Below are 20,998 nucleotides of genomic sequence, written 5' to 3'. Positions count from 1 at the left end.
AAAGTGGCGGCTTTGCCGACGTGCAGATCTGCACGTTTCCTTGGATAGGCATACGGGCGAGTTTCGGCGCTGCCGATGCACCGCCAAACGAAAGAGGATGAACGACCGAAATGAAGAAACCCTCGTCAAAAATCAGAGAAGACATCGCGCGGCTCAAAGACCAGCTCAGGCAGGCGGAGGCGCGCGAGGCCGAACGTATCGGCAGACTCGCGCTAAGGAGCGGTCTTGGCGAAATCGAGATCGACGAAGTCCTACTTCAGACGGCCTTCGAGGATATCGCCAAACGCTTTCGCGAAGGCAAGGGAGCGGCGACCGGAGAGAAGGATGCCGCCGACGGTAGAAGCGCTGATGCATCGGTTGCAATGGTTGAGACTGGCGAGGCTCAGGGCAGCGCTGGCGAGACTTAAGCGGATGGCTCGAACGATGAGGAGCGACGTGCGAAAGAAGGACACCCGCGAGAAGATCGCGCTTGGCGGTCTGATCGTGAAGGCTGGACTGCGATATGAAAAGCGGGCGCTGTTGCTGGGTCTGCTGATCGACGCAAGCCGGCGCATCGAAGACGACGATGCCGAGCGATCGCGCCTGATGACGATCGGCACGGAGGCGCTTAGCCATGACAATGAATAAGGTTCTCCTCGCGGTCCTTTCCGGCCAAGCAATCAACGATCCGGAAACCGCGGATTATATCTCGCGCCGCTGCGGCATGACGACGGTTGAGATCGACCAGGTCAGTCGTAGCTCCCAGCCAAGAGGATCGTCGCGCACGCGATCGAAACAACTGGCTGCGCTACCATTGATACTGCCGCATGAAGTGCTTCGCATGCGCGCCGACGAGCGGATCATCTTCACGGCCGGCAACGCGCCGCTGAGATGTGGACGCGCGATCTAGCTCCGGCGCGAGAACATGAAAGGGTGCGTCGGAACGAACAGGTTTTCGCGGTCTGAGGAACGAGAGTGTCGCCGGGGCGGCCTGCGCGCGACGCAGTGAGCGCGGCCGATCCAGGACAATGAAGAGTCGGAGAGATCAGCGTGAGCATCCGCCCAAGGTTGGGATTTCGGGAATTCTCGGCGTGCGAGGAGCGGGAGACAGCGCAGCCGCAGGAGCCTGAACAGACAGGCCCGCAGGGCAGGCGGGACCGACTGCGTCCGCCGCTCGCACACCTCCTCCTGTTGTTCGTCTCGTCGATAAATACAAGATGAAACCGAGCTCGCTATAAGGCCGAAAGAAAGAGGCTTAACTGGTCGTTCTCGCCATCATCGCGACGATCTCATAGGCATCGTATCGGAAAGGGCGCTTTGACGCCTTCGGTTGATCGAAAGCGCGCCGAAGGATTGATCATGATCCTAGGCACCGGGCGACCTTGCGGATGTCGCGGGTTGCCTGCAGCATGACGACTGCACAGCTGTGCCGAAGCTGGTGAGGTGAGACGCGGCGATCGCGAAGTGATGCGCAGTTCTCGGCAGCTTTGCCGACATGCTTGTCGAGCACATACTCAAAGCCGGCACGGCTCATCGGATCGCCCTGAGCATTGACGAAGAGCTCCGGGACGCGCACTGCTCCCCGGACACTTAACCAAGCGCGAAGGTCCCGTGCAGTATCCTTCCAGAGCGGTAGGCAGCGTTCCTTGCGGCCTTTTCCTAGAACCGTCAGGCTTGCGCCGTGTCGAAGCGATAGGTTTTCCGTCCGAACGCCGACAAGTTCGGAGACCCGCAAGCCTCCGGCGAAGCAAAGATGCATCATTGCCCGGTCACGGATGCCAGATCTCGTCGCAAGGTCGGGCGCGTTAAGAACCGCGCGGACCTCTTCCATAGTCAAATGACGAATAAGCTTCTGGTCATGGCGCTTGGTCGGGATCGCGTGAATCTGGCCGATCTGCTCCAAGGTGGAGGGCACCTTGTGCTCGAGGTAGCGCATGAACGCCTTGATGGCGGCGAGCCGCACATTGCGCGTTGAGGCGCCGTTGCTGCGATCCTGTTCAATGTGCGCGAGGAATGCCACGATCATCGGCGCGTCGAGGTCTTCGATTGTAAGCAGCGACGGGCGAGTTCCGAGCCTTTTTGCTGCGAAGTCGAACAAGAGCTTGTAGCTGAACGCATACGTCTCGCAGCTTTGTGGACTATAGCCTCGCTGGCATGGCATGTAGTCTCGGAGGAAGCCGGTGATGAGAGGGGCGAGCGCCGTCATGCATCGTCCTCCCTGAACAATGTTTCTGCCGCCGCGGCGATGTCGACCATCATTTCCGGCGTCGCCTGAAGATACCAGTATGTATTGTGGATACTGACATGGCCCAGGTATGTCGACAGGGCGACGAAGTGCCGAGCAACTTCGCTGCGTCCGGCGCCGCATTGTTCCAAGGCGCGGGTCGCGAACGTATGTCGGAGGTCATGGATGCGCGGCTGCTGACTTCGCTCCGACAAGATGCCCGCTCGTCGTGTGACGCAACGGAATGTGTAATTCACTATCCTCAAGCACATTTGTCGGTGTTCTGTGGATAGGAAGAGCCAATCACTGTCGCTCGCAAGTTGGCACCTGCCCCCAAGATAGCGTTTGAGCGCCTCAACGACGGTCGGGTGTAGCGGCACCAGCCGACTCTTGCAGAACTTGGTTTCGCGAATGCGCAACACGCCGTCAGGCAGGATATCGTCGAGCCTGAGCGCAACAGCTTCGGACACACGCATGCCAGTCGCTGCGATCAGCCCAAAGAGCATAACATAGAGCTCGCGACGCAGTGGATTGGGCCTTTGGTGCCGTAGATTGCCGGCGGCATCGAGAATCCGGGCGATCTCGGCCGCAGTATAGATATAGGGAACCGGTCGATTGGTGATCCGCTTGATCTCTGCGGGCGGTATTTCGTGCCGAGGATCCTCCGCCTGCATGAAGCGAGCAAACTGGATCAAGTCCGTGAGGCGATGGGCCATGGCGTTCGGGCTTTTGGCAGCCGTGGGTAACCAGGTAAGAGCCGTTGCTGTGCGAATGTGGCTCTCGTCGCGTTCTGCTGCGAAGCGCGCGAATGCAAGAAGACGCCGCTCGGCCCGGACAAGCTTGTAACCTAGCGCGCGGCGCAGACTGATGTAGCGGTTGATGTCGGCGCTCAGCATGGCAGCCTCCCGCCCCATGGCTGTGCGATTTCGGACAAGAGACCGATGTCTACTTTGGCATACAGCGCCGTCGTCGATGGAGAGCGGTGACGCAACACGGCCCCGACGCCTGCAAGGCTTGCGCCGCTACGCAGCATTGCTGTCGCCGCCGAGTGCCGCAGCACATGCGCGCCGCGATGGATACTTTCAATCCCTGCTCTGTCGAGAGCGCGACGCACAATACATTTCACGGCAATGCGGCTCAGCGGCCTGATCGGTGCGATATCCGTCAGCAACACCCGGGTTGTCGCAACGCGCGGCCTTGCCCGCTCGATATAAGCTAACATAGCATCGCCAACGTCTTGAGGCAGCGGCAGCCATTCCTCACGCCGGACCTTTCCGACAAGCGTTATTCGGCCATTCTTCCAATTGATGTCACCGAAAGTGAGATTAGCGACTTCACTCGCCCTGAGGCCCAACCGAGCCAGAAGCAGCATGACAGCGCGGTCGCGTAAGCGGCTTTCGCCCTCACAGGTGGCAAGGAGGCGGTCGATGTCGCTTTGGCCAAGAAAGCGCGGTGTTGTCGCCAGTTGCCAGTTCGCGAAGCTCGGAACCGCATGTTCCCGACCGATAGGGCATTGCCCCATCGCGACGAGATACTTGAGGTAGGCGCGCGTGGCGACAGTGATGCCCCGCGCCCGCCAACGTCCGTGCGGCTTCGCTCGCTCAAGTACGAAGTCCCGGATCGCGGCGGCCGTATAAACCACAGGATCTGTGCCGAGCGATATAAATAGATCGACCAATATCGGCTGGTAGGTGTTGAGCGTCGAGTCCTTGATGCCGCGTTGCTCCCGCATCCAGCAACCGAAGGTGGCTAGTGCCGGCCAAGTCCTCTCCAGTGACGACGGCCGCTCCTGCTCCAGAACGGTGCACTCGCGCAGATATCCGACAAACAGTCCAGAAGCCCCCTGTGGCGCACGGGCATTCTTGCTACCCTGGAACGCCGATTCTGATGCGTTCAAGCCAGCGGCAAGTGTTTCGACGCCGAAGCCAGCAGCACGTACCCAATCGCCCCACAATGCCAGTAGACGCACCACCTCGACGATCGCTGCAGGGGAATAATTCTGCTGAGAAAGCCACTCCTTGAACTCGTCAACATGCGGCTGTAGCCAGTTGATCCGAACATCGACACTGCGGCGATGTCTGTACTTTCGCTTTGTCACGTTGATTTCCTCGATTTGCTTGTTGGCGCCGGGGAAGTCCGGCCCGTAGGAACAAATCGGAGGTTTCAAAGCCATTCCAGCGTCGGCGGGCAGCTTTTCCAGCCTCACCCCCTGGGGTTGCCAAAAGAGGCACGCGCGGCGTGTTTTGAATCTGGTGAGACGGCGGCTGGGACGGCGGGAGGGGTAACGCACCGGCGGCGGCGCTGATCATGCTGATGAGGAGACATCGATCATTCACGTCGTTCTCTGCTGACGGCGCGAAGCCCCCCATACGGCCTCTCTTTTGGGCTGGTCTGGCACCGGACCGGCCCTGGCCTGCAACGGCTCCGCCGACCTTCTTCCCCTGACCGCAGGCGGTCATTCCTCGCGAGCCAACAAGCTCGGCTGCCACCGTCCTTCGCTAACGCTGCGGTCCTGCGGATGCATTCCGTCCAATCCGTCGCCTCTCGACCGCCATCGAGGCCGCATCGGGCGGCTTCGAACAACCTCAGGAGATACGACAATGGCTCAGATCGGCACCTTCACCCGCGACGAAACCGGCGCCTACAACGGCACCATCAAGACCCTCACCCTCAACGTCAAGGCATCCATCAAGCCCTGCGACCGCGACAACGACCGCGCACCCGACTTCCGGGTCACAGCAACGGGTGTCGAGTTCGGAGCAGGCTGGAGCCGGACAGCCCGCGAAACGGGCGCCGAATACCTCTCGCTCAAGCTCGACGATCCGTCCTTCACGGCGCCCGTCTACGCTTCCCTCGTCCAGGGCGACAAGGGCGAGCACAAGCTCATCTGGTCACGCTGACCAGAACCACGGCGCTCCGCTCAAAGCGGGGCGCCCTCATTCGATCACATAGCCCAGCGCGCGATAACCCAATCGTCGCTTTGCGGCCATCCGGGCCAGCACCGGAACGGTGCTGTCGACATAATCGACGACCAGGACGTCCCGCTTGCCATCATGCTGGCGATGCAGACGGCCGACATACTGCGCCAGAGTTCCCTTCCAGGCGATCGGCATGGTCAGGAACAATGTGTCGAGCCGGGCGTCGTCGAAGCCTTCCCCGATATAGCGCCCTATCGCAAGTATCAGGCGCTCATCATCGTCTGCGACATTCAACGCCGTGTTGGCTTGCTTGCGATCCTTCGCCGACATGCCACCGCGCAGCACCACCAGATTTTTCACGAACGGCCGAACTTCTGCTGGAGATAATCGAGGTGATCCTTCCGCTCCGTTAGCAGGATGGGCGAACGTCTGGCCTCGAGAGATTTCAACACGTCATCGAATATCAGGTCATTTCGGCCTTGGTCCTGCGCAAGGGCCGCATAGATCGCTGGCATTGACGGGCGCTCTGCCGAGACGAGTGACGCTGGCAACTCAAACTTGGTCGAACGGTCGCGGGCACGGTGGCGAATACCACGCTCGGCAGCTTGAACTCTTGCATCGACCCGATGGCGAACGGGCCCGCATTGCATGAAGATGATCGGATGATGACCGTCCTTTCGGGCAACGGTGGCAGATAAGCCGACGACATATCGCGCCTTGGATCTGCGAGCGACAAGTTCAAAACTGGCAGCGGACAGATGGTGGCACTCGTCGACAATCAGATGACCGTAATTGCCGACAATGTCATCGACCTCGCCATTCCGAACCAGGCTTTGGATCAGCGCCACATCAACGATCCCTGTCGGCTTCCTTTTCCCGCCACCGATGATGCCGATCTGCTTCGGGTCGATGCTCAGGAAGGAACTCAGACGCTCAACCCATTGGGTGAGAAGCTCCCTGCGGTGAACAAGAACTAGCGTGTTGCGGCTTCGATGTGCTGTGAGTGCGGCGGCGACAACTGTCTTGCCGAAGGCGGTCGTGGCGGCCAGCACGCCGTTATCGTTGGAGACAAGAGCATCAAAGGCCCGCGATTGTGGCCGTCGCAGTTCCCCTTGGAACGAGACGCCGGCGGGTAGAGCCTCTCCATCTTCGCGGAGATCCTCCAAAATGGCGGTCGCGCCATGGCTCTTGATGAGTTCAATCGCTTCGTCGAAGCAGCCTCGTGGCAGAGCGACATGGTGTGGGTGAAGTTCGGCACATGAGATGATCCGAGGCTTGCCGAATGCCGGCAATCGCATTGCTTGCGCACGATAGAATTCCGGGTTTTGGAATGCTGCCAGGCGCACGAACTGCGCAATCAGCGCGGACGGAAGCTCGGTCCTATCAATGTAAACCTGATCAGCGATCACGACCTTGATGCTTTGCGGGATCGCAGCCTCTATTCGCCGCGGCTCGCTACGACGTGACGGCAACATCTTCCACGGCTCATCGGCATGTTCGTCATCGACTGGCATCCGGACGCCCAAGACCCGCCCCGACAATTCGGCTTCGTCGGCAATCCTGAAGACTTCGTCCGCCGATAACCTGGGCAAAGACGACAGGTATGCCCACTGGTCATCGTAAGGTCGTAGGTCGCCATCGACAAAAACGCTGTTGCCATTTTCACGGGCTTTCCTTTGCAGAGGAAGCGCGATCAGATTGCCGAAGCCGCCAAGTGGCATCGTATCCTGGTTAGGAAAGAAACGGTCGTAAGACGTGAAGCCGATCTCGGGACGGTTCTCCATCGTCTCCGTTATTAGCGCGGCACCAAGTTGTCGTGCGATCTTTGCGGGAACGGGTTCGGAGAAGAATATCCAGACATGGCCACCGTTTCCAGACCTCGACCGTTCGAGGGCAGCGGAAATTCCTTTTGCACGGCAAGTGGCCAGCAGAGCTCTGGTGTCGTCTACCCAGCTTTCCTTGTCGAAGTCAGCAGCAAGGAACCAGCATGTCTCGTCCTGCAGCAATGGATATACGCCGGCAACAAAGTCGCTTGAACGGGCATCTCCGCCACGAAGGTGCTTTTCGATGATATCTTCGGAATATGGGATGAAAGCCTGATGCGGGCAGTCCCCACATTTCACCTTCGGCTTGCCGCAGATTCCTTTCGCCCACTCATTAGAACAGGCCGGTGAATAGCCGGAGCGTCCGTCCTTCTTGTTGTTCCAGCGAACCGGGAAGACGTCGGGGCGCCCGGCAAACAGCTGCCGGAATAACTCCACCTTCTCCATCGACGGTGAGCTGTTGGTAACAGGGGCGTCGGCGAAGGCTGGCTTCTCTGCGTCGGCCTGGCTATCGGAAATCAGCTGTTGCTCAACCGCTTCCAGTTCACGCTCAAGCGCCTTCCGCTCATCATTCAGATCAGCCAGCCGCCGTCGAATGCGAGCAATGTTCTCCCATACATCATTCTTTTCCGCCAACTTTGCAGCTTTCGCCAAAATGATCGTGGGGATCAGCATAGGCCAAAGGCGTCCGTTTTTTAAGACGCACTATCCATCTCAGCCTCCGGGATTATGCGGAGCAGAATCCGCCGCAATCACCGGCAAATCCGGCCTTCAGCGACCGACACTCTGCATAATCACGTTCTCAGCATAATCGACATTGTCGGCATAGATGCGGAAGTGCGGGCCCTTGTCGGAGGGAGTTTCGATGCGGGCGATGCGGGCCCTGACGTTGAGGGCGAGCGTGCGGATCGAGCCGTTGAAGCCGGTTTCGGAGGTGGTGAAGGATCGGGGGCGATCGGGCCGCACCTGAAGGGCCGGAACAAGGTGGAGGGCGGCCAGGAGAAACTTTGTTGTTCCGCGAGGAATGGGCGTACCGCGCTCAGGGGAAGAAAGTTTTGGAAGGCCGTTGCGGGAGGACGATCGAGGCGAAGCCGGTCTTCGATCAGACATGCCTCATCGAGCCCGCGAAGGACGTGGCCTGGCTCAGCGGCCAAAAGGAATATGGCGATGGCAGCTGCGCCCCGACTGCCTGCCGGATCCATGCAACAGTGCGCCTGCCGCCCCAATACATGTCAAAATCAAACACCCAGGAACTGCCGAACAAGGGCGTCGCGTTGGCCGTTCTTCGGACTATCGTCGTGCTTGAGCATCGTCGCCTGGAGGATCCATGCCTCAGTAGTCAAAGTCGTTTATTGTGGAAATCGAGCGGTTCCGGTGCCTTGAACCGATTGACCGGAAAACCTCGATCTCCGGCAAACTGGACCTCACAGCTGATCCCGACACGCTCTTCTCGTTGGGGCCTGAACAGTTTCCGGTCGCTGGCGAGCCCAACCACCGACGCTGATGGCGTTCTTGTCGCGAGCCGCTCGTCGGTGATTTCGGGCTGTAGAGAATGCGGGAAACCTAACGTCCGCTGCGCATGCGCCGCGGCCTGAAAGATAGCCCGTCGGTCGTCAGAACCCGACGGGCAAGATCCTCGACGATCCGATCGATGGTCCGGCTATCGGATGTCCGCGCGAGGTTTCCTGCTTCCAGCTCATTTTCATAGCCCCCAATTTTCGAAGGCGCTCCGATCACGACCCCATTCTGGAAAGCCAATGGAGGGTCGCTCGATCATGTGCGTTCAGCCTGTAATCTGATGTTGAGTTTGTGGAAATCAGCCTATGGCCCATGGCGTTGAACGCAGATATCAACCGTTTCGCTGGAGACGATGGTCAGGCTCTCTCTAGTTCACGACCGACAAGGTGGTATGGTTCGACAAGGCACTCAACGGGGATACCCCATGCCTTATGAAGGCGTCTGATCATATCCACGGTCAGTGCACGTTTTTTGTTTAAGATCTCAGAGGCGCGCGAACGGGAATCGAAAAGCACGGCGAGGTCGGCCTGAGTGCGACCGAACATGTCCATGTGAGCCTTTATCAGCTCGATTGGTTCAGGCGCTTCAATAGGGTAGTGGGCATCTTCATATGCTTCGATGAGCGTCGAAAGCACGTCGAAACGGTCAGCCTCTTCCGTCCCAATTTCCGGCTGGTCGTTAAAATAGGCCGCGACCTCTGCAATCGCCCATGCGAGGTCAGCATCGTTCCTAATGGCTCGAATGTTGTCCATTACACTGTCTCCGGGTTTATCTTGTCATATTCCTTGTGGGTGCCGACGAACTTGATCAGGATCCGCTTATATGGATAGGCAACGTGGACGATCAGGCGAAACTTGTTGCCCGAAATGTCGAATATGATGCGATTGTCGCTGACAAAGTCGACATTGGCGCCGAACATCGCCTTCACATCGGCCGGCTCCGTCCAAATCGCGCTACTAACCATCGCGTACCACGTCTTGAGAGGGACTTCTGCTTGAGGATGTTTTCTCCAGAACTCTCGTAGAGTGGACTTCGCTATGATTTGCATGGGTTATGCATATTCCCATATTGGGAACAAGTCAACAAATTTGTATCGTGCGTCGGGCTTTGAGCAACGGATCCACTTGTGTTTAGCCGCCATGATCAATCTCCAGCAGGGCGCCGATTTCGATTTCTGCTTCAAGATCGGCCTTCGTCTTGCGACGGTAGAGGTCGGCGAGCCTGCGGAATGCTAATCCTTCTGAGTGCTTCCCAGGTATTGCTCTCGGGGTGGCACTGGCGCGACCCGCAATGCCTTTCGCACCTTGCGCGAGAGCTCATCGACCGTCGCCATAACTCGGTTCATCTGTGACAGCGTGGACGCAGGTTGCGGGGCATGGCCGAGGACGTGATGCTCGTTGCTTGCAGAGAGTGTGGCCAGATGCGCCACCGTCCGCTTGCGCAGGATGAGGCCAGCGTCGGTCGCTATCCGCGTTCGTTCGCCGAGGTCGTGCCGGAAACCGCCTAGCATCGTGGGGTCCACGCCTTTGGCGAGCAGGAATGCATTCAGGTAGAGTTCCATCGCATGGAGCGCCAGAAGACGCTGTGGAGCCTGGTTGGGCTTGGACGAGCCCTCGCCAAGCTTCCTGGCCGCCTCTTGGTAGTGTGTCGCCAGGTTTAGAATGCTCCGAACGCCTGCCGCTTTGCCGGGCGGTGTAGATCGCTTGCATGATGTCGGCCGGCGCTTCCCAGCAAGGCGGATAAGATCCTTCAGCATCGTGCGCAGCTCGGGCCAGGGGGCATCTTCGAGCTTCAGACCGGGATCATGCATGACGATCAGGCAATGGAGTTTCGCGGTGACTTCCATCAGGGAGGAGGGCGGTGTGATCCCCATGACACGTCCCGATATTCCGGCCCCTTCCGCGAGCTCCTGCTCCAAAGCGAGCGCCGCGCTGTATCCCAAACGCTGATCCGCGTCCTTCCATCGTTTCCGGCGCCTTCGAAGCTCGGCGCGCGCCCGAGACAGGTCTCCGGCATTAAGCTGCGTTGCCATTCGATTGATGTCGGCAAACGAATGAACCTTAACGACGCCATCCTTTCCAACACTCGGCAGCGTCGCTGCCGGAAGACCACCGGCCTCTTCGAGCAATTCCTTCTCAAGTTTTTCTCTGAGACGAGTGACCTTCATCTGCCGCTGATAGAGCGCATACCATTTCGGCCACATTTCTCTGACGGGCGTTGGGCCAGGCTCTGTTCGCCGACCGTCAGGATCTTCGATGCGAGAGTTCAATAGGCGCGACGCGATGGAAAGCAGGTTCCGGCGGTCGATCAGCCGCGGGACGGTTTCACACATCCGAGGGCATGGCTTGATTTTTCCGCGGGCAAATGCGGGCAAAGTTCTGCTATTCTCAGAATCAGCCATGATCCGAGCTCCACTAAGCTGGGTTGTGGTCAGGTCGAACAGGTCGGTTGCGACGACTTGTTCGGCCGTCTGCGCTTAGGCAGATCGACATATTCTAGGTGCGAAAACACGGCGGATCAATTAAATTCGCCTGCAATAGGCGATTATATATGTTACCAGTTCAATGCCGGATGGCGCGTGCGGCTCTTGGCCTCAAGATTGCGGACCTCGCGGAATTGGCAAAGATGTCTACCAATACGATTGTCCGTTTTGAAACAGGCAAAGCGCTCAAGCAGTCGACGATCGACGATCTCCGCGTCGCTTTAGAGAATGCCGGTATAATATTCATTTCTGAAAACGGCGATGGTCCTGGCATACGCTTGAAGAAACGTCGTAAGACGACATGACGGCTTAGCGATGCCATTCTAAAAAGCCAATGGAAGATCGCTCAATCTTTTGCTGTCAGCCTACAATTTGATGTTGAGTTTGTGAAAATAACCTAAGGCCTGTGACGTTGAACGCCAATCTCAATCGGTCTCCATTGGATGGTCAGGCTCGCTTAGTTCACGGTCGAATACGTGGTATCGTTCGACATGTCCAACTTCAGAGCACGCTCCTTGCTTGGGCCTCGGACGCACGCGGACGGGAACCGAAAAGCACGATGAGGTCGGCCCCGAGGAAGGATTTGAATTCGGCGCGGCAATGTCGAAAGCCAAGATGCTGTCTTCTCTGGTGAAACATGGAACGAGATGAGCCTTTTACATTTGGAGAGCAGTGGTCTACGCAAGACCAGGCTCTATGAGGAACTTCACGGGCGATTGAGGGCCAAGATACTTGCGGGAGGGGTACCGGACGGCCTTGTGCTGACCGAGGCCGCGCTGGCCGGGCTGGTCGGTAGTAGCCGTGCGCCCGTGCGCCAAGCGCTGCAGCTGCTGCTTAAGGACGGTTTAATCGCTCGGTTCGATGGTCGCGGCTTTATTGTCGGAACACCGGGAATGCCGCCGAAACGCGTCAAGCTCGATAACTATCTCCGCAACCTGTTTGAGGAAGACAGTGGCAGGCCAGCGTTGGCCTGGCAGGCGCTTTACGAAGACGTCGAACGCATCGTTGTCTATCGCTCCTTCTTCGGTCGCTATCGTATCAATGAAAACGAATTGGCGCGACATTTCGGCGTCGGACGTGGGGTGGCGCGCGACGTGCTCTTAAGGCTGGAGACGCTTGGCATCGCGGAGAAGGACGACAATTTCCGCTGGTCGATCGTACCGCTCGACAGTCAGCGCATCCGCGACCTCTACGAGGTGCGAGAGCAGATCGAGCCGGTGGCGCTTGCCAGCGCCTTGGACGGACTCTCCAGAGACCATGTCGACGCCATGCTTGCGCGGCTGTCGCAGGCGCTTGCGGATTATCCCGACGTCTCGGCCTCTACCATGTATGAGCTTGAGCTCGATTTGCATCTGCGCAGCCTTCAAACCTGTCCGAACAAGGAATTCCTCAGCATCCTGAAGCGGACGCATTGCATCTTGACGCTGAGCAAGCACATCGTCGGCAGTCGCATCAAAAGGCCGGACCATGAGCCGTTTCTTGCGGAGCATATCGGCGTGTTCGAGATGGTGAAAAAGCGGGACGAGAAAGAGCTGCGGAAAGCCATGCGCGACCACATCAGCAATTCGCAGCCCAATGTGCAGGCACGTGCCGCCTATATCCGCGAGCACTACGAGCCGGACGAATACAGTTTCATCACCTGAATTGAGACGGCGTCAGGTAATGGCGCCGACCTGCCAGGGAACGAATTCATTGTCGCCATAGTCGAAGGTCTCGCTCAGCGTCTTCTTGCCGGAGGCGACCGCGATGATTTCCTCGAAGATCCGTTCGCCGGCCGCTTCGATCGTGTCGTCCCCGCTGACGATGTCGCCGCAGTTGATGTCCATATCCTCGCGCATATGGTTGTACATTTCAGTATTCGTGGCGATCTTGACGCAGGGTGCCGGCTTGAACCCGGAAACCGATCCCCGGCCGGTGGTAAAGCAGATGACGTTGCAGCCGCCAGCGACCTGGCCGGTGACGGCAACGGGATCGTAGCCGGGGGTATCCATGAAGACGAAACCGGGTTCGTCGACGATCTCCGAATACTCGTAGACGGCCTTCAGCGGCATGGAGCCGCCCTTGGCGACCGCGCCGAGCGACTTCTCAAGGATCGTCGTCAATCCGCCGAGCTTGTTACCGTAGGAGGGATTGTTATTGAGTTCTGCGCCGTTGCGGCGGGTATAATCGCGCCACCAGTCGATCCTGGAGAGCAGCTTTTCGGCGACCGCAGGCGTGACCGCTCTGCGTGTCAGCAGGTGCTCCGCACCATAGATCTCCGGTGTTTCCGCCAGCACCGACGTGCCGCCATTGCGCACGAGAAGATCGGAGGCATAGCCAAGCGCCGGGTTGGCGGAAATCCCCGAATAGCCATCCGAGCCGCCGCATTCCAAGGCGAGCTTGATCCCTGAGAGGGGCTGAACGGTGCGTTTGGCTGAGTTAACCTCTGGTAGCATGTCTTTGATCATTTCCGACGCGGCTGCGATCGTCTTGCGGGTGCCGCCGAGATCCTGGATCGTCATCGTGCGCAGCCGGTTTCCCTCCTCGAGCTTGTAGTGCTCCAGAATGGGCGCGATCTGATTGGTTTCGCAGCCGAGGCCAATCATCAGGATGCCGCCGAAATTCGGATGGCGGGCATAGCCCTGCAGCGTCCGGGCTAGATAACGATAGCCTTCAGACTGGGTGCTGATGGCGCATCCGCCGCCATGGGTAAGCGCCACCACCCCATCGACATTGTCGAAGCCATCCAGGCCTTCGGTGCGGTTGAAATGCTCGGCGATGTATTTCGACACGGTCGCAGAGCAGTTCACCGTGGTGATGATGCCGATGAAGTTGCGCGTGCCGACGCCGCCCGCTCCGCGATCGAAGCCCATGAAGGTCCGACAGTCTTCTTGCGGCAGCATGCCCGTCTCTTCAATGTCGACGCTGAACTGATAGGGATGTTCGGATTCGATGACCGCCAGGTTCTGCAGATGGACATGACAGCCAGCCGGAATGAATTGTGTCGCGACGCCGATCGGCTGGCCGAATTTGCGGATCTCCTGGCCCGGCTGGATGTCGCGGACGGCAACCTTGTGGCCGCGCGGGATCTGGTCGGCAGCGATCAAGCCGTCGATGCCGGTCGCGCTACCGGCGCGGATCATCACGCGGGCAACCGCGACATCGTCGATGGGATTGAGCAGGATGACAGGCGCAACGGCGGACATGAGAAATTCCGTATGGTTGGATTAATGTCTATTGCTAGCAATAGACAATTATTCGGTGGAAGACGTCAAGCGCGATCGACGTCGGTGGCAAATTCTGTCAACCGTGAGGCTGGCGGGCAAGCCAGGCGGTAAGATCGGTTTCCGCCCGTTCCAGAGCGCTGTGATTGAGCAGCTTTCTGAGAAACGCCACAGCCACCGCACGAGCCCTGAGGTTGAAACGGCCATCATCGTCCTGATTGCCAAGCGGCTGATGGACTCCAAGCTTGATGTAGAGCTGCTGTAATCGGTTTTGAACGCTGCGAACGGAGAGATTGCGTCTTTGGGCGATGGCGCGATCAGTCAATCCCAGCGCGATATCGATCAGGATCTCATATTCAGCTTCGGTGAAGCCGTTGACGTTGCCAAGGCTTCTTTGCTGCATCCCGCGCACTTCGCGGTCGATCACGCACTGGCTTTCAATGAAGATGCTGCGCAGCGCCAGCTTCAGCCGGTCGTCGGAAGCAGATTTCAAAACATAGCCATAGACGGCACCGACCGGAACGATGCGCGAGACGCCGCGAACGTAGGCTTCGTCCGAATAGTTCGACCAGAAGAGAATACGCGTCTCAGGCCGTTCCTTCCATATGGTGCGCGCCGCCTCGATGCCATTGCGCTGGCTCATCTGCAGATCCATGACGATATGGGCGGATTTGCAATCTCGCGCCAGTCGTTCGCCGGTATTGCCGTTTTCGGCTTCCAGCACGCCATCGCATTCGGGGAGGGCGGCGCGGATTGCTTCGTTGAGATAGGAGCGATGAAGCGGATCGTCCTCTATGATCAGAACTTTCATGCGGCGGCTCCTCCCACCGGCTGCGCCTTGGCGGGCAAGGTGACGCTGACCAGTGTCCCTCCGGATGGGCCGGCCGGTTTTATCGCGAAACGTGCGGAGATCAGACGCGCTCGGGTTCGCATGTTTTCGATGCCGCCACCCGATGGCCTGCGGGCGTTTCCAAGCCCAAGGCCATCATCCATCACGTCAATGGTCACCGTGCTGTCGGCTGCTTTCAGATGAACCTGAATATTGCCTGCCTGCGCGTGACGGATGGCGTTGTTGATGGCCTCCTGAGCGATACGAAAAAGGGCAATGGAAACCGACTGTTCAAGACAATCGATCGCCCCGCCGGTCTCGTCTTTCAGGGTCCAGGTCATGGTGGCTGCGCTCTCCTGGATCGATCGTTCGAGATGGTTTTCCACCGCCTGGGCAAAGCCGAAGAGCTGAAGGACCGAGGGTTTCGCTTCCTCGATGATCTGGCGAAGATCGTGCATGCTGTGCTGCAAACCGCGAAACAGCGGTTCAAGGGCGTCACCGGTGACATCGGGCTGGCGGGCAAGCCGCTCCAGCCGCCGCGCGAGGCGGGTCAGATCGGCCAGGATCTGGTCGTGCAGATCCATGCCGATACGTTGACGTTCGGCCTCCAATGCCTCAGTCAATTTCAGCGCACCAAGGCGAAGACCCTCCTCGCGGGCGCGTGCCTCGGCTTCCACGATTGCAGATCGTTTAGCCTGGTCAGCGGCGCGGATTGCGAAGAAATGAGGCGCCAATAGATCGGCAATGACCTGGGCGCTTTCGACATGCTGCATGGTGTAGAAACCGGTCTGGTGACTTGAGCAGGAAAGCGCGCCGATGACATGACCCTGCACTTTCAGGGGAACATGCAGACGGCTATGCAGCGATTGGTGGAAGATCGGGTGCGAAAAGGCGCCCTGGAAATGGAACTGCGGATCGCTCCAGGCATCGTGGGTTAGCAGATAATCGCTCTCGCCCCACAGAAGCGTGCGGATGGGGCTGTTGCTCACCGGAGCCGGAAAACGACGTCCCCAATCGGTCTCAAGCCCGCTCTCATAGGCGGTGTGAAATTGTTCGTCCACCAGCATGATACAGACGTCGAGATGATCGTGCGGGATCACATGACTGATTTCGGCAGCGACTGCCTGGATGACGGAGTGAAAGTCGAGCTGGCCAGCAAGGAGCCTCGATATGTTGAGATAGTGGTCGAAGACCGATTGCGGCGCCAGATTGCGCAAGGCACACCCTCCCAGGCAATGCGTCGACCACTTCTCCTCCGGCCGATCGCAGCATACGGATTTCCGACACCATTAAGCGCCGATCCGAGCCGTTCGTCCTGCGGGCTTGCGCATTTTTTCTGCGGGATCCCGCAAGGTCCCGTAGCTTAAGCGCCTGTACAATCGAAACAATCTCGGACATCCTGCTTGTACTGACAGGGGAACCTTCAGTGCAAATAATATTTTCGATCGTTCGTTGAGGAGCGCGTTCGAAAATCTTGGCCCGGAAGATGAAGTACGGGCTCATTGGGAGGAAAATATGAATATTACCAAGATGCTTCTGGCATCCGCCGTCATCGCCTGCGTTGCCGCGCCGGGTTCCGCTTTTGCTGAAACGTCATCCAAAAAGATTGCGTTGTCGAACAATTATGCCGGCAACTCCTGGCGCCAGGCCATGCTGACCAGCTGGCAGAAAGTCACGGGCGAAGCCGTGAAAGCTGGCGTCGTTGCTGCCGCCGATCCGTTTACAACGGCGGAAAATCAGGCAACCGAACAGGCCGCGCAGATCCAGAATATGATCCTGCAGGGCTATGATGCGATCGTCATCGACGCCGCATCGCCGACCGCGCTGAACGGTGCCATCAAGGAAGCCTGCGATGCCAAGATCGTCGTCGTTTCCTTCGATGGCATCGTCACCGAACCCTGCGCCTGGCGTATTGCCGTCGACTTCAAGGGCATGGGTGCCAGCCAGGTCGAGTATCTCGCCAAGAAGATGCCGAAGGGTGGCAATGTGCTCGAAATCCGCGGGCTTGCCGGCGTTTCCGTCGATGACGAGATTTCGGCCGGTATTCACGCGGCTGCCGCAAAATATCCGCAGTTCAAGATCGTCGGTTCGGTGCATGGCGACTGGGCGCAGGATGTCGCACAGCGCGCCGTCGCCGGCATCCTGCCGAGCCTTCCCGACATCGCCGCGGTCGTGACGCAGGGCGGCGACGGCTATGGTGCCGCACAGGCATTTGCAGCCGCCAAACGCCCCATGCCGACGATCGTCATGGGCAACCGTCAGGACGAGCTTGCCTGGTGGAAGAAGGAGAAGGACGCCAATCACTATGAGACCATGTCCGTCTCCATCGCCCCCGGCGTTTCCACGCTGGCCTTCTGGGTGGCTCAGCAGATCCTCGACGGTCAGCAGGTGAAGAAGGATCTGGTCGTGCCATTCCTGCGCATCGATCAGGACAATCTCGAAGCCAGCCTGGCCACGACGCAGGCGGGCGGTGTCGCCAATGTCGAATACACGCTCGATGACGCCAAGAAGGTCATCGCTGCGGCGAAATAATCGATATCGACAAGCAAATGAAGGCCGGTGCCGCCGACAAGGGCGGCGCCGGTTAGATGCAACGGCCGGCCGGACGATCCATGATTGCAGTCAAAGACAATAGTTCGATGAAGGAAGACACCGAGCGGCAAGCCGTCGTCTCGGCGCGCGGCATAAAGGTGCATTTCGGTGCGGTCAGGGCGCTCGATGGTGCCGACCTGACCGTCCATGCCGGCGAGTGCATCGGCCTTGTCGGGCACAACGGCGCCGGCAAATCGACGATCGTCAACGTCATCAATGGCGGTCTGAACCCGCATGAAGGAACGGTTGTATACGACGGCAACGATAAAGCGCACGGCATCAATGCCGCGCGTGCGCACGGCATTCGCTGTGTTTTTCAGGAGCTCTCGCTCGCCCCCAATCTGACCGTCGTCGAGAACATGCGGGTCGTTCATCACGGTCTCTCCGGTTGGAACTGGCGTCGCCAGGCAGCAACGATCGCGCGCGCGAAGCTCGATGAGATTTTTGCCGGCCACAAGATCGACGTCATGCGCAGCGTCGGTGAGCTTTCCATCGCCGAACGGCAAATGGTGGAGATTGCGATCACCTTCTGCACCGTCGGCGAGAGGCCGAAGTTGGTCATTCTGGACGAACCGACCTCATCGCTCGATGCCGGATTGGCGGCGCAATTGATGACCTATGTGCGCACGTTCGTGCAAGCAGGCGGCGCGGTGATGCTGATCTCGCATATCCTTGGCGAGATTCTTTCGACGGCAAGCCGGATTCTCGTCATGAAGGACGGTCGGGTCGTCGCCGATCGCGCCGCGCAGGATTTTAATGTCCGAAGCCTCGTTCAGGCCATGGGCAGCGTCGTCAAGGAACAGGACCGCAAGCACGGGAATGGGGAGCGTGCCGTCACGCCGCCTATCCTCGCTTTGCCATCGCGCCGGGGCAAGGGCCTGACCTTCGAGGTCCGCAAGGGCGAAGTGGTGGGCCTTGCCGGACTTGCGGGTCATGGGCAGACCGACATGTTGCTCGATCTCCATCGATCCCTGTCAAGCAATTGGCTGCCGGGCAGGCGGGAGAATATTACCTTCGTCGCTGGCGACCGCAGTCTGAACGGGACCTTTCCTCTGTGGAGCATCTTGAAGAACCTGAGCATCGCATCGCTCGGCGATCTCTCGAAGATGTCGCTCGTCAACAAGGAACGAGAGGGAAGCCTCGGAGCCGAGTGGAAAGGGCGCATCGAAATCCGCACACCTGCCATGGAGAATGGCATCCTGTCATTGTCCGGCGGCAATCAGCAAAAGGTCCTGTTTGCCCGCGCGCTTGCGACCACTTCGCCGATCGTGCTGATGGATGATCCCATGCGCGGCGTAGATATCGGCACCAAGCAGGAAGTTTATCGCATTCTGAACGATGAAGCTGCCGCAGGCCGAACCTTCATCTGGTACTCCACCGAAATGGACGAAATCCGCCTTTGCGACCGCGCCTATGTCTTTCGAGACGGCGCTATCGTCGCGGAGCTGGTGGGAGAGGAAATCACGGAGGAAAACGTGCTGGCAGCTTCCTTTGCCGGGGAGGGCGCATGATCCGTCCGTCGTCCGCTAGTTTGCGTCTGCTCATCCCGGCGCTGTCGCTCGCCGTTCTGCTCATTGCGGTCTTCTATCTCCAGCCGCGGGCCATGAGCTATATCGGGCTCAATCTCCTTTTCAATCTCGCCGTGCCGATCGCGCTCGCAACGATCGCGCAGATGATGATCATGTCGGTCAACGATCTCGATCTATCGATGGGGACATTCGTCAGCTTCACGGCTTGCGTGGCCGCGACCTATCTGCAGTCGTCACCGCTCCTGGGCATCCTCATTCTCGTTGCCGCGATCACCGTATATGCCGTCATAGGCGTGATCATCTACATCAGGGACTTGCCGTCGATCGTCGTCACCCTCGGCATGAGCTTCGTCTGGGGCGGCTTTGCGGTGCTGCTGCTTCCCGCGCCGGGTGGCACGGCGCCCGATTGGGCGCGCTGGCTGATGACCTCGAAGCCGCCGCTCGTCCCCATGGCGATCGTCGCGAGTGTCGTGATCGCGCTGATTTCGCATCTAATCGTCATGCGCTCCTCGTTCGGCGTGCTGATCCGTGGCGTCGGCGGCAATCAACGTTCGCTTGAGCGCGCCGGCTGGTCTGTCGTCACCTTGCGCGCGGCTGCCTATGGGCTGGCCGGCCTCTTCGCCGTGCTATCAGGCGTCGCGCTGGTCGGGCTTACCACCTCGGCGGATGCAAATATCGCGCTGCGCTACACGCTTCTGTCGATTGCCGGCGTCATTCTCGGAGGCGGGGAATTCATCGGCGGCCGCGTTTCCCCGGTAGGAGCCGTAATCGGTGCGCTGACACTGACCTTGGCGGGCTCTTTCCTGTCATTTCTGCGGATCTCGCCAGATTGGCAAATCGGTGCCCAGGGCGCCATCCTGATCATCGTGCTCGCGCTGCGGCTCTTGCTCAACCGTGTCGAAAAGCGGGAGAAACAATCATGATTGCTTTTCGGGCGCTTGGTCGGAAGCCCTGGATCTGGTCCTTCTTCGCCACCATCATTGTCTGGCTCATCACCGTGCTCTTCACCGGTGGCGCGAGTTCCATCGGCCTCTCGCAGGCAGCGCTGACCTTCGCCGCCTTTTCCGTGATCGTCGGCATCGGGCAGATGTTCGTCATCACGCTCGGTCCGGGCAATATTGATCTTTCAGTGCCCGCCACGATGACGCTTGCCGGCACGGTCGCGCTCAAACTCATGAATGTCGAGGACGGCATGATCGTGCCCGGCCTGCTGGTGTCAATCCTCATCGGCCTTGGCATCGGTATCGGCAATTATGCCCTAATCAAGCTTTTGCGCATCCCGCCCATCATTGCGACATTGTCGATGAGCTTCATCATCCAGTCGACGGCAATCTGGAGCAATCGTGGCCTGCGCATCAAGCCGCCGGATCAACTGGCCGATTTCACCACGTCCGGCTTCTTCGGCATCCCGAATGTGGCAATTGTTGCTCTTCTGCTCTCGGTCTTTGCCTGGGTGCTTTTGGAGCGAACGATCTACGGTCGCTGGATATCGGCAATCGGCCAAAGCATGTTCGCGGCGCGGATGGCAGGCATTCCCGTCGACGGAACGCGGCTTGCTACCTATGTGCTTTGCGCTGTGCTCGCCTCAATCTGCGGCTATCTGCTTGCGAGCTTTTCCGGTGGCGCGGCCCTCAATATGGGCTCCGAATATCTGCTGATGTCGATTGCCGTGGTCATTATCGGCGGAACCGCGGTTGCCGGCGGCGATTCGAACGTGCCGGGCATATGGGGCGCGTCCCTTTTCATGTTTCTGGTCGTCTCCATGCTGAACACCTATGGGTTCGGCGCCGGGCCGAGGCTCATTCTGACCGGCCTGACCATCATTGCCGTCATTCTTGTTGCAGGCGGACGCCCCATCGGCGGACGCTGACACTGTTTCCCCAGCAGTTTTTAGGACAATC

21 protein-coding genes and 3 pseudogenes are annotated in these 20,998 nt (G+C 59.0%); 11 read left to right on the top strand and 13 right to left on the bottom strand.

Annotated features, from left to right (window positions below; genetic code table 11):
• Window positions 1-110: 110 nt before the first annotated feature.
• From traC to HGP16_RS27180, 3 genes and pseudogenes are all read left to right on the top strand, one after another.
• Complete coding sequence (gene traC / locus HGP16_RS27190; protein WP_168843072.1) at window positions 111-407, top strand: conjugal transfer protein TraC; 297 nt, start codon at window positions 111-113, stop codon at window positions 405-407.
• Window positions 408-411: 4 nt separating this feature from the next.
• Window positions 412-627 carry a type IV conjugative transfer system coupling protein TraD gene (gene traD, locus HGP16_RS27185; protein WP_168843071.1) on the top strand — a complete coding sequence of 72 codons (216 nt, stop codon included), beginning with the start codon at window positions 412-414 and terminating at the stop codon, window positions 625-627.
• Window positions 628-643: 16 nt separating this feature from the next.
• A pseudogene (locus HGP16_RS27180) lies at window positions 644-889 on the top strand (type IV secretory system conjugative DNA transfer family protein); the annotation flags it as partial.
• Between the two features lie 447 nt (window positions 890-1,336).
• Here the strand turns inward: HGP16_RS27180 and HGP16_RS27175 are convergent.
• The 3 genes from HGP16_RS27175 to HGP16_RS27165 are packed head-to-tail and all read right to left on the bottom strand — an operon-like array spanning window position 1,337 to window position 4,409.
• Window positions 1,337-2,185, bottom strand: a complete 849-nt coding sequence (locus tag HGP16_RS27175) for a tyrosine-type recombinase/integrase (RefSeq protein ID WP_168843070.1) — start codon at window positions 2,183-2,185, stop codon at window positions 1,337-1,339.
• Complete coding sequence (locus tag HGP16_RS27170) at window positions 2,182-3,099, bottom strand: tyrosine-type recombinase/integrase (RefSeq protein ID WP_168843069.1); 918 nt, start codon at window positions 3,097-3,099, stop codon at window positions 2,182-2,184. The genes HGP16_RS27175 and HGP16_RS27170 overlap by 4 nt, the downstream gene beginning before the upstream one ends.
• Complete coding sequence (locus HGP16_RS27165) at window positions 3,093-4,409, bottom strand: tyrosine-type recombinase/integrase (protein ID WP_312867337.1); 1,317 nt, start codon at window positions 4,407-4,409, stop codon at window positions 3,093-3,095. The genes HGP16_RS27170 and HGP16_RS27165 overlap by 7 nt, the downstream gene beginning before the upstream one ends.
• A gap of 394 nt (window positions 4,410-4,803) precedes the next feature.
• Between HGP16_RS27165 and HGP16_RS27160 the strand changes: the two genes are divergently transcribed.
• The gene (locus tag HGP16_RS27160; RefSeq protein ID WP_024318408.1) at window positions 4,804-5,103 is read left to right on the top strand and encodes a DUF736 domain-containing protein; all 300 of its coding nucleotides are present in this window, start codon (window positions 4,804-4,806) and stop codon (window positions 5,101-5,103) included.
• A gap of 36 nt (window positions 5,104-5,139) precedes the next feature.
• Here the strand turns inward: HGP16_RS27160 and HGP16_RS34170 are convergent, their stop codons facing one another.
• The 3 genes and pseudogenes from HGP16_RS34170 to HGP16_RS34165 form a co-directional block, all read right to left on the bottom strand.
• Complete coding sequence (locus HGP16_RS34170) at window positions 5,140-5,481, bottom strand: DEAD/DEAH box helicase (RefSeq protein WP_246703583.1); 342 nt, start codon at window positions 5,479-5,481, stop codon at window positions 5,140-5,142.
• Window positions 5,478-7,619 (bottom strand): TOTE conflict system archaeo-eukaryotic primase domain-containing protein, encoded by a 2,142-nt coding sequence (locus tag HGP16_RS27155; RefSeq protein WP_246703582.1) that lies wholly within the window; start codon window positions 7,617-7,619, stop codon window positions 5,478-5,480. Before HGP16_RS27155 ends, HGP16_RS34170 begins: the two co-directional genes overlap by 4 nt.
• Before the next feature lie 135 nt (window positions 7,620-7,754).
• Window positions 7,755-7,910, bottom strand: a pseudogene (locus HGP16_RS34165) (DUF736 family protein); the annotation flags it as partial.
• Between the two features lie 44 nt (window positions 7,911-7,954).
• Between HGP16_RS34165 and HGP16_RS34765 the strand changes: the two are divergent.
• On the top strand, window positions 7,955-8,539 hold the full coding sequence (locus tag HGP16_RS34765) for a hypothetical protein (protein WP_168842964.1): 585 nt from the start codon (window positions 7,955-7,957) through the stop codon (window positions 8,537-8,539).
• Between the two features lie 279 nt (window positions 8,540-8,818).
• Here HGP16_RS34765 and HGP16_RS27140 read toward each other — a convergent pair whose 3' ends face one another.
• From HGP16_RS27140 to HGP16_RS27130, 4 genes and pseudogenes are all read right to left on the bottom strand, one after another.
• Complete coding sequence (locus HGP16_RS27140; RefSeq protein WP_168843067.1) at window positions 8,819-9,214, bottom strand: type II toxin-antitoxin system HigA family antitoxin; 396 nt, start codon at window positions 9,212-9,214, stop codon at window positions 8,819-8,821.
• Complete coding sequence (locus tag HGP16_RS27135) at window positions 9,214-9,510, bottom strand: type II toxin-antitoxin system HigB family toxin (protein ID WP_168843066.1); 297 nt, start codon at window positions 9,508-9,510, stop codon at window positions 9,214-9,216. Before HGP16_RS27135 ends, HGP16_RS27140 begins: the two co-directional genes overlap by 1 nt.
• Window positions 9,511-9,592: 82 nt before the next feature.
• Window positions 9,593-9,703 (bottom strand): annotated as a pseudogene (locus HGP16_RS34155) (type II toxin-antitoxin system RelE/ParE family toxin); the annotation flags it as partial.
• Window positions 9,694-10,665, bottom strand: coding sequence for a hypothetical protein (locus HGP16_RS27130; RefSeq protein ID WP_246703581.1), 972 nt, complete (start codon window positions 10,663-10,665; stop codon window positions 9,694-9,696). The pseudogene HGP16_RS34155 and the gene HGP16_RS27130, both read right to left, overlap by 10 nt.
• Before the next feature lie 347 nt (window positions 10,666-11,012).
• Between HGP16_RS27130 and HGP16_RS27125 the strand changes: the two genes are divergently transcribed.
• Together HGP16_RS27125 and HGP16_RS27120 are read left to right on the top strand one after the other, a co-directional pair.
• Window positions 11,013-11,249 carry a helix-turn-helix domain-containing protein gene (locus HGP16_RS27125; protein WP_205926701.1) on the top strand — a complete coding sequence of 79 codons (237 nt, stop codon included), beginning with the start codon at window positions 11,013-11,015 and terminating at the stop codon, window positions 11,247-11,249.
• Window positions 11,250-11,591: 342 nt separating this feature from the next.
• Window positions 11,592-12,587, top strand: coding sequence for a GntR family transcriptional regulator (locus HGP16_RS27120; protein WP_168843065.1), 996 nt, complete (start codon window positions 11,592-11,594; stop codon window positions 12,585-12,587).
• 12 nt (window positions 12,588-12,599) lie between these two features.
• Here the strand turns inward: HGP16_RS27120 and HGP16_RS27115 are convergent, their stop codons facing one another.
• From HGP16_RS27115 to HGP16_RS27105, 3 genes are all read right to left on the bottom strand, one after another.
• The gene (locus tag HGP16_RS27115) at window positions 12,600-14,129 is read right to left on the bottom strand and encodes a UxaA family hydrolase (protein WP_168843064.1); all 1,530 of its coding nucleotides are present in this window, start codon (window positions 14,127-14,129) and stop codon (window positions 12,600-12,602) included.
• 97 nt (window positions 14,130-14,226) lie between these two features.
• A complete protein-coding gene (locus tag HGP16_RS27110) occupies window positions 14,227-14,958 on the bottom strand; it encodes a response regulator transcription factor (protein ID WP_168843063.1) in 732 nt (243 codons plus the stop codon).
• Window positions 14,955-16,193, bottom strand: a complete 1,239-nt coding sequence (locus HGP16_RS27105) for a sensor histidine kinase (protein ID WP_168843062.1) — start codon at window positions 16,191-16,193, stop codon at window positions 14,955-14,957. Before HGP16_RS27105 ends, HGP16_RS27110 begins: the two co-directional genes overlap by 4 nt.
• Before the next feature lie 298 nt (window positions 16,194-16,491).
• Here HGP16_RS27105 and HGP16_RS27100 point away from each other — a divergent pair, with 298 nt between their 5' ends.
• From HGP16_RS27100 to HGP16_RS27085, 4 genes are all read left to right on the top strand, one after another.
• Window positions 16,492-17,508, top strand: coding sequence for an ABC transporter substrate-binding protein (locus HGP16_RS27100; RefSeq protein WP_168843061.1), 1,017 nt, complete (start codon window positions 16,492-16,494; stop codon window positions 17,506-17,508).
• Window positions 17,509-17,615: 107 nt separating this feature from the next.
• Window positions 17,616-19,079, top strand: a complete 1,464-nt coding sequence (locus tag HGP16_RS27095) for a sugar ABC transporter ATP-binding protein (protein ID WP_409526867.1) — start codon at window positions 17,616-17,618, stop codon at window positions 19,077-19,079.
• Entirely contained in the window at window positions 19,076-20,020 is a 945-nt protein-coding gene (locus HGP16_RS27090) for an ABC transporter permease (RefSeq protein WP_168843059.1), read from the top strand. Before HGP16_RS27095 ends, HGP16_RS27090 begins: the two co-directional genes overlap by 4 nt.
• Window positions 20,017-20,967 carry an ABC transporter permease gene (locus HGP16_RS27085; protein ID WP_168843058.1) on the top strand — a complete coding sequence of 317 codons (951 nt, stop codon included), beginning with the start codon at window positions 20,017-20,019 and terminating at the stop codon, window positions 20,965-20,967. The genes HGP16_RS27090 and HGP16_RS27085 overlap by 4 nt, the downstream gene beginning before the upstream one ends.
• Window positions 20,968-20,998 lie beyond the last annotated feature (31 nt).

The sequence above is a fragment of the Rhizobium sp. P40RR-XXII genome, from assembly GCF_012641405.1.
Lineage (GTDB): Bacteria > Pseudomonadota > Alphaproteobacteria > Rhizobiales > Rhizobiaceae > Rhizobium.
This window is presented reverse-complemented; position numbering and strand designations above follow the sequence as displayed.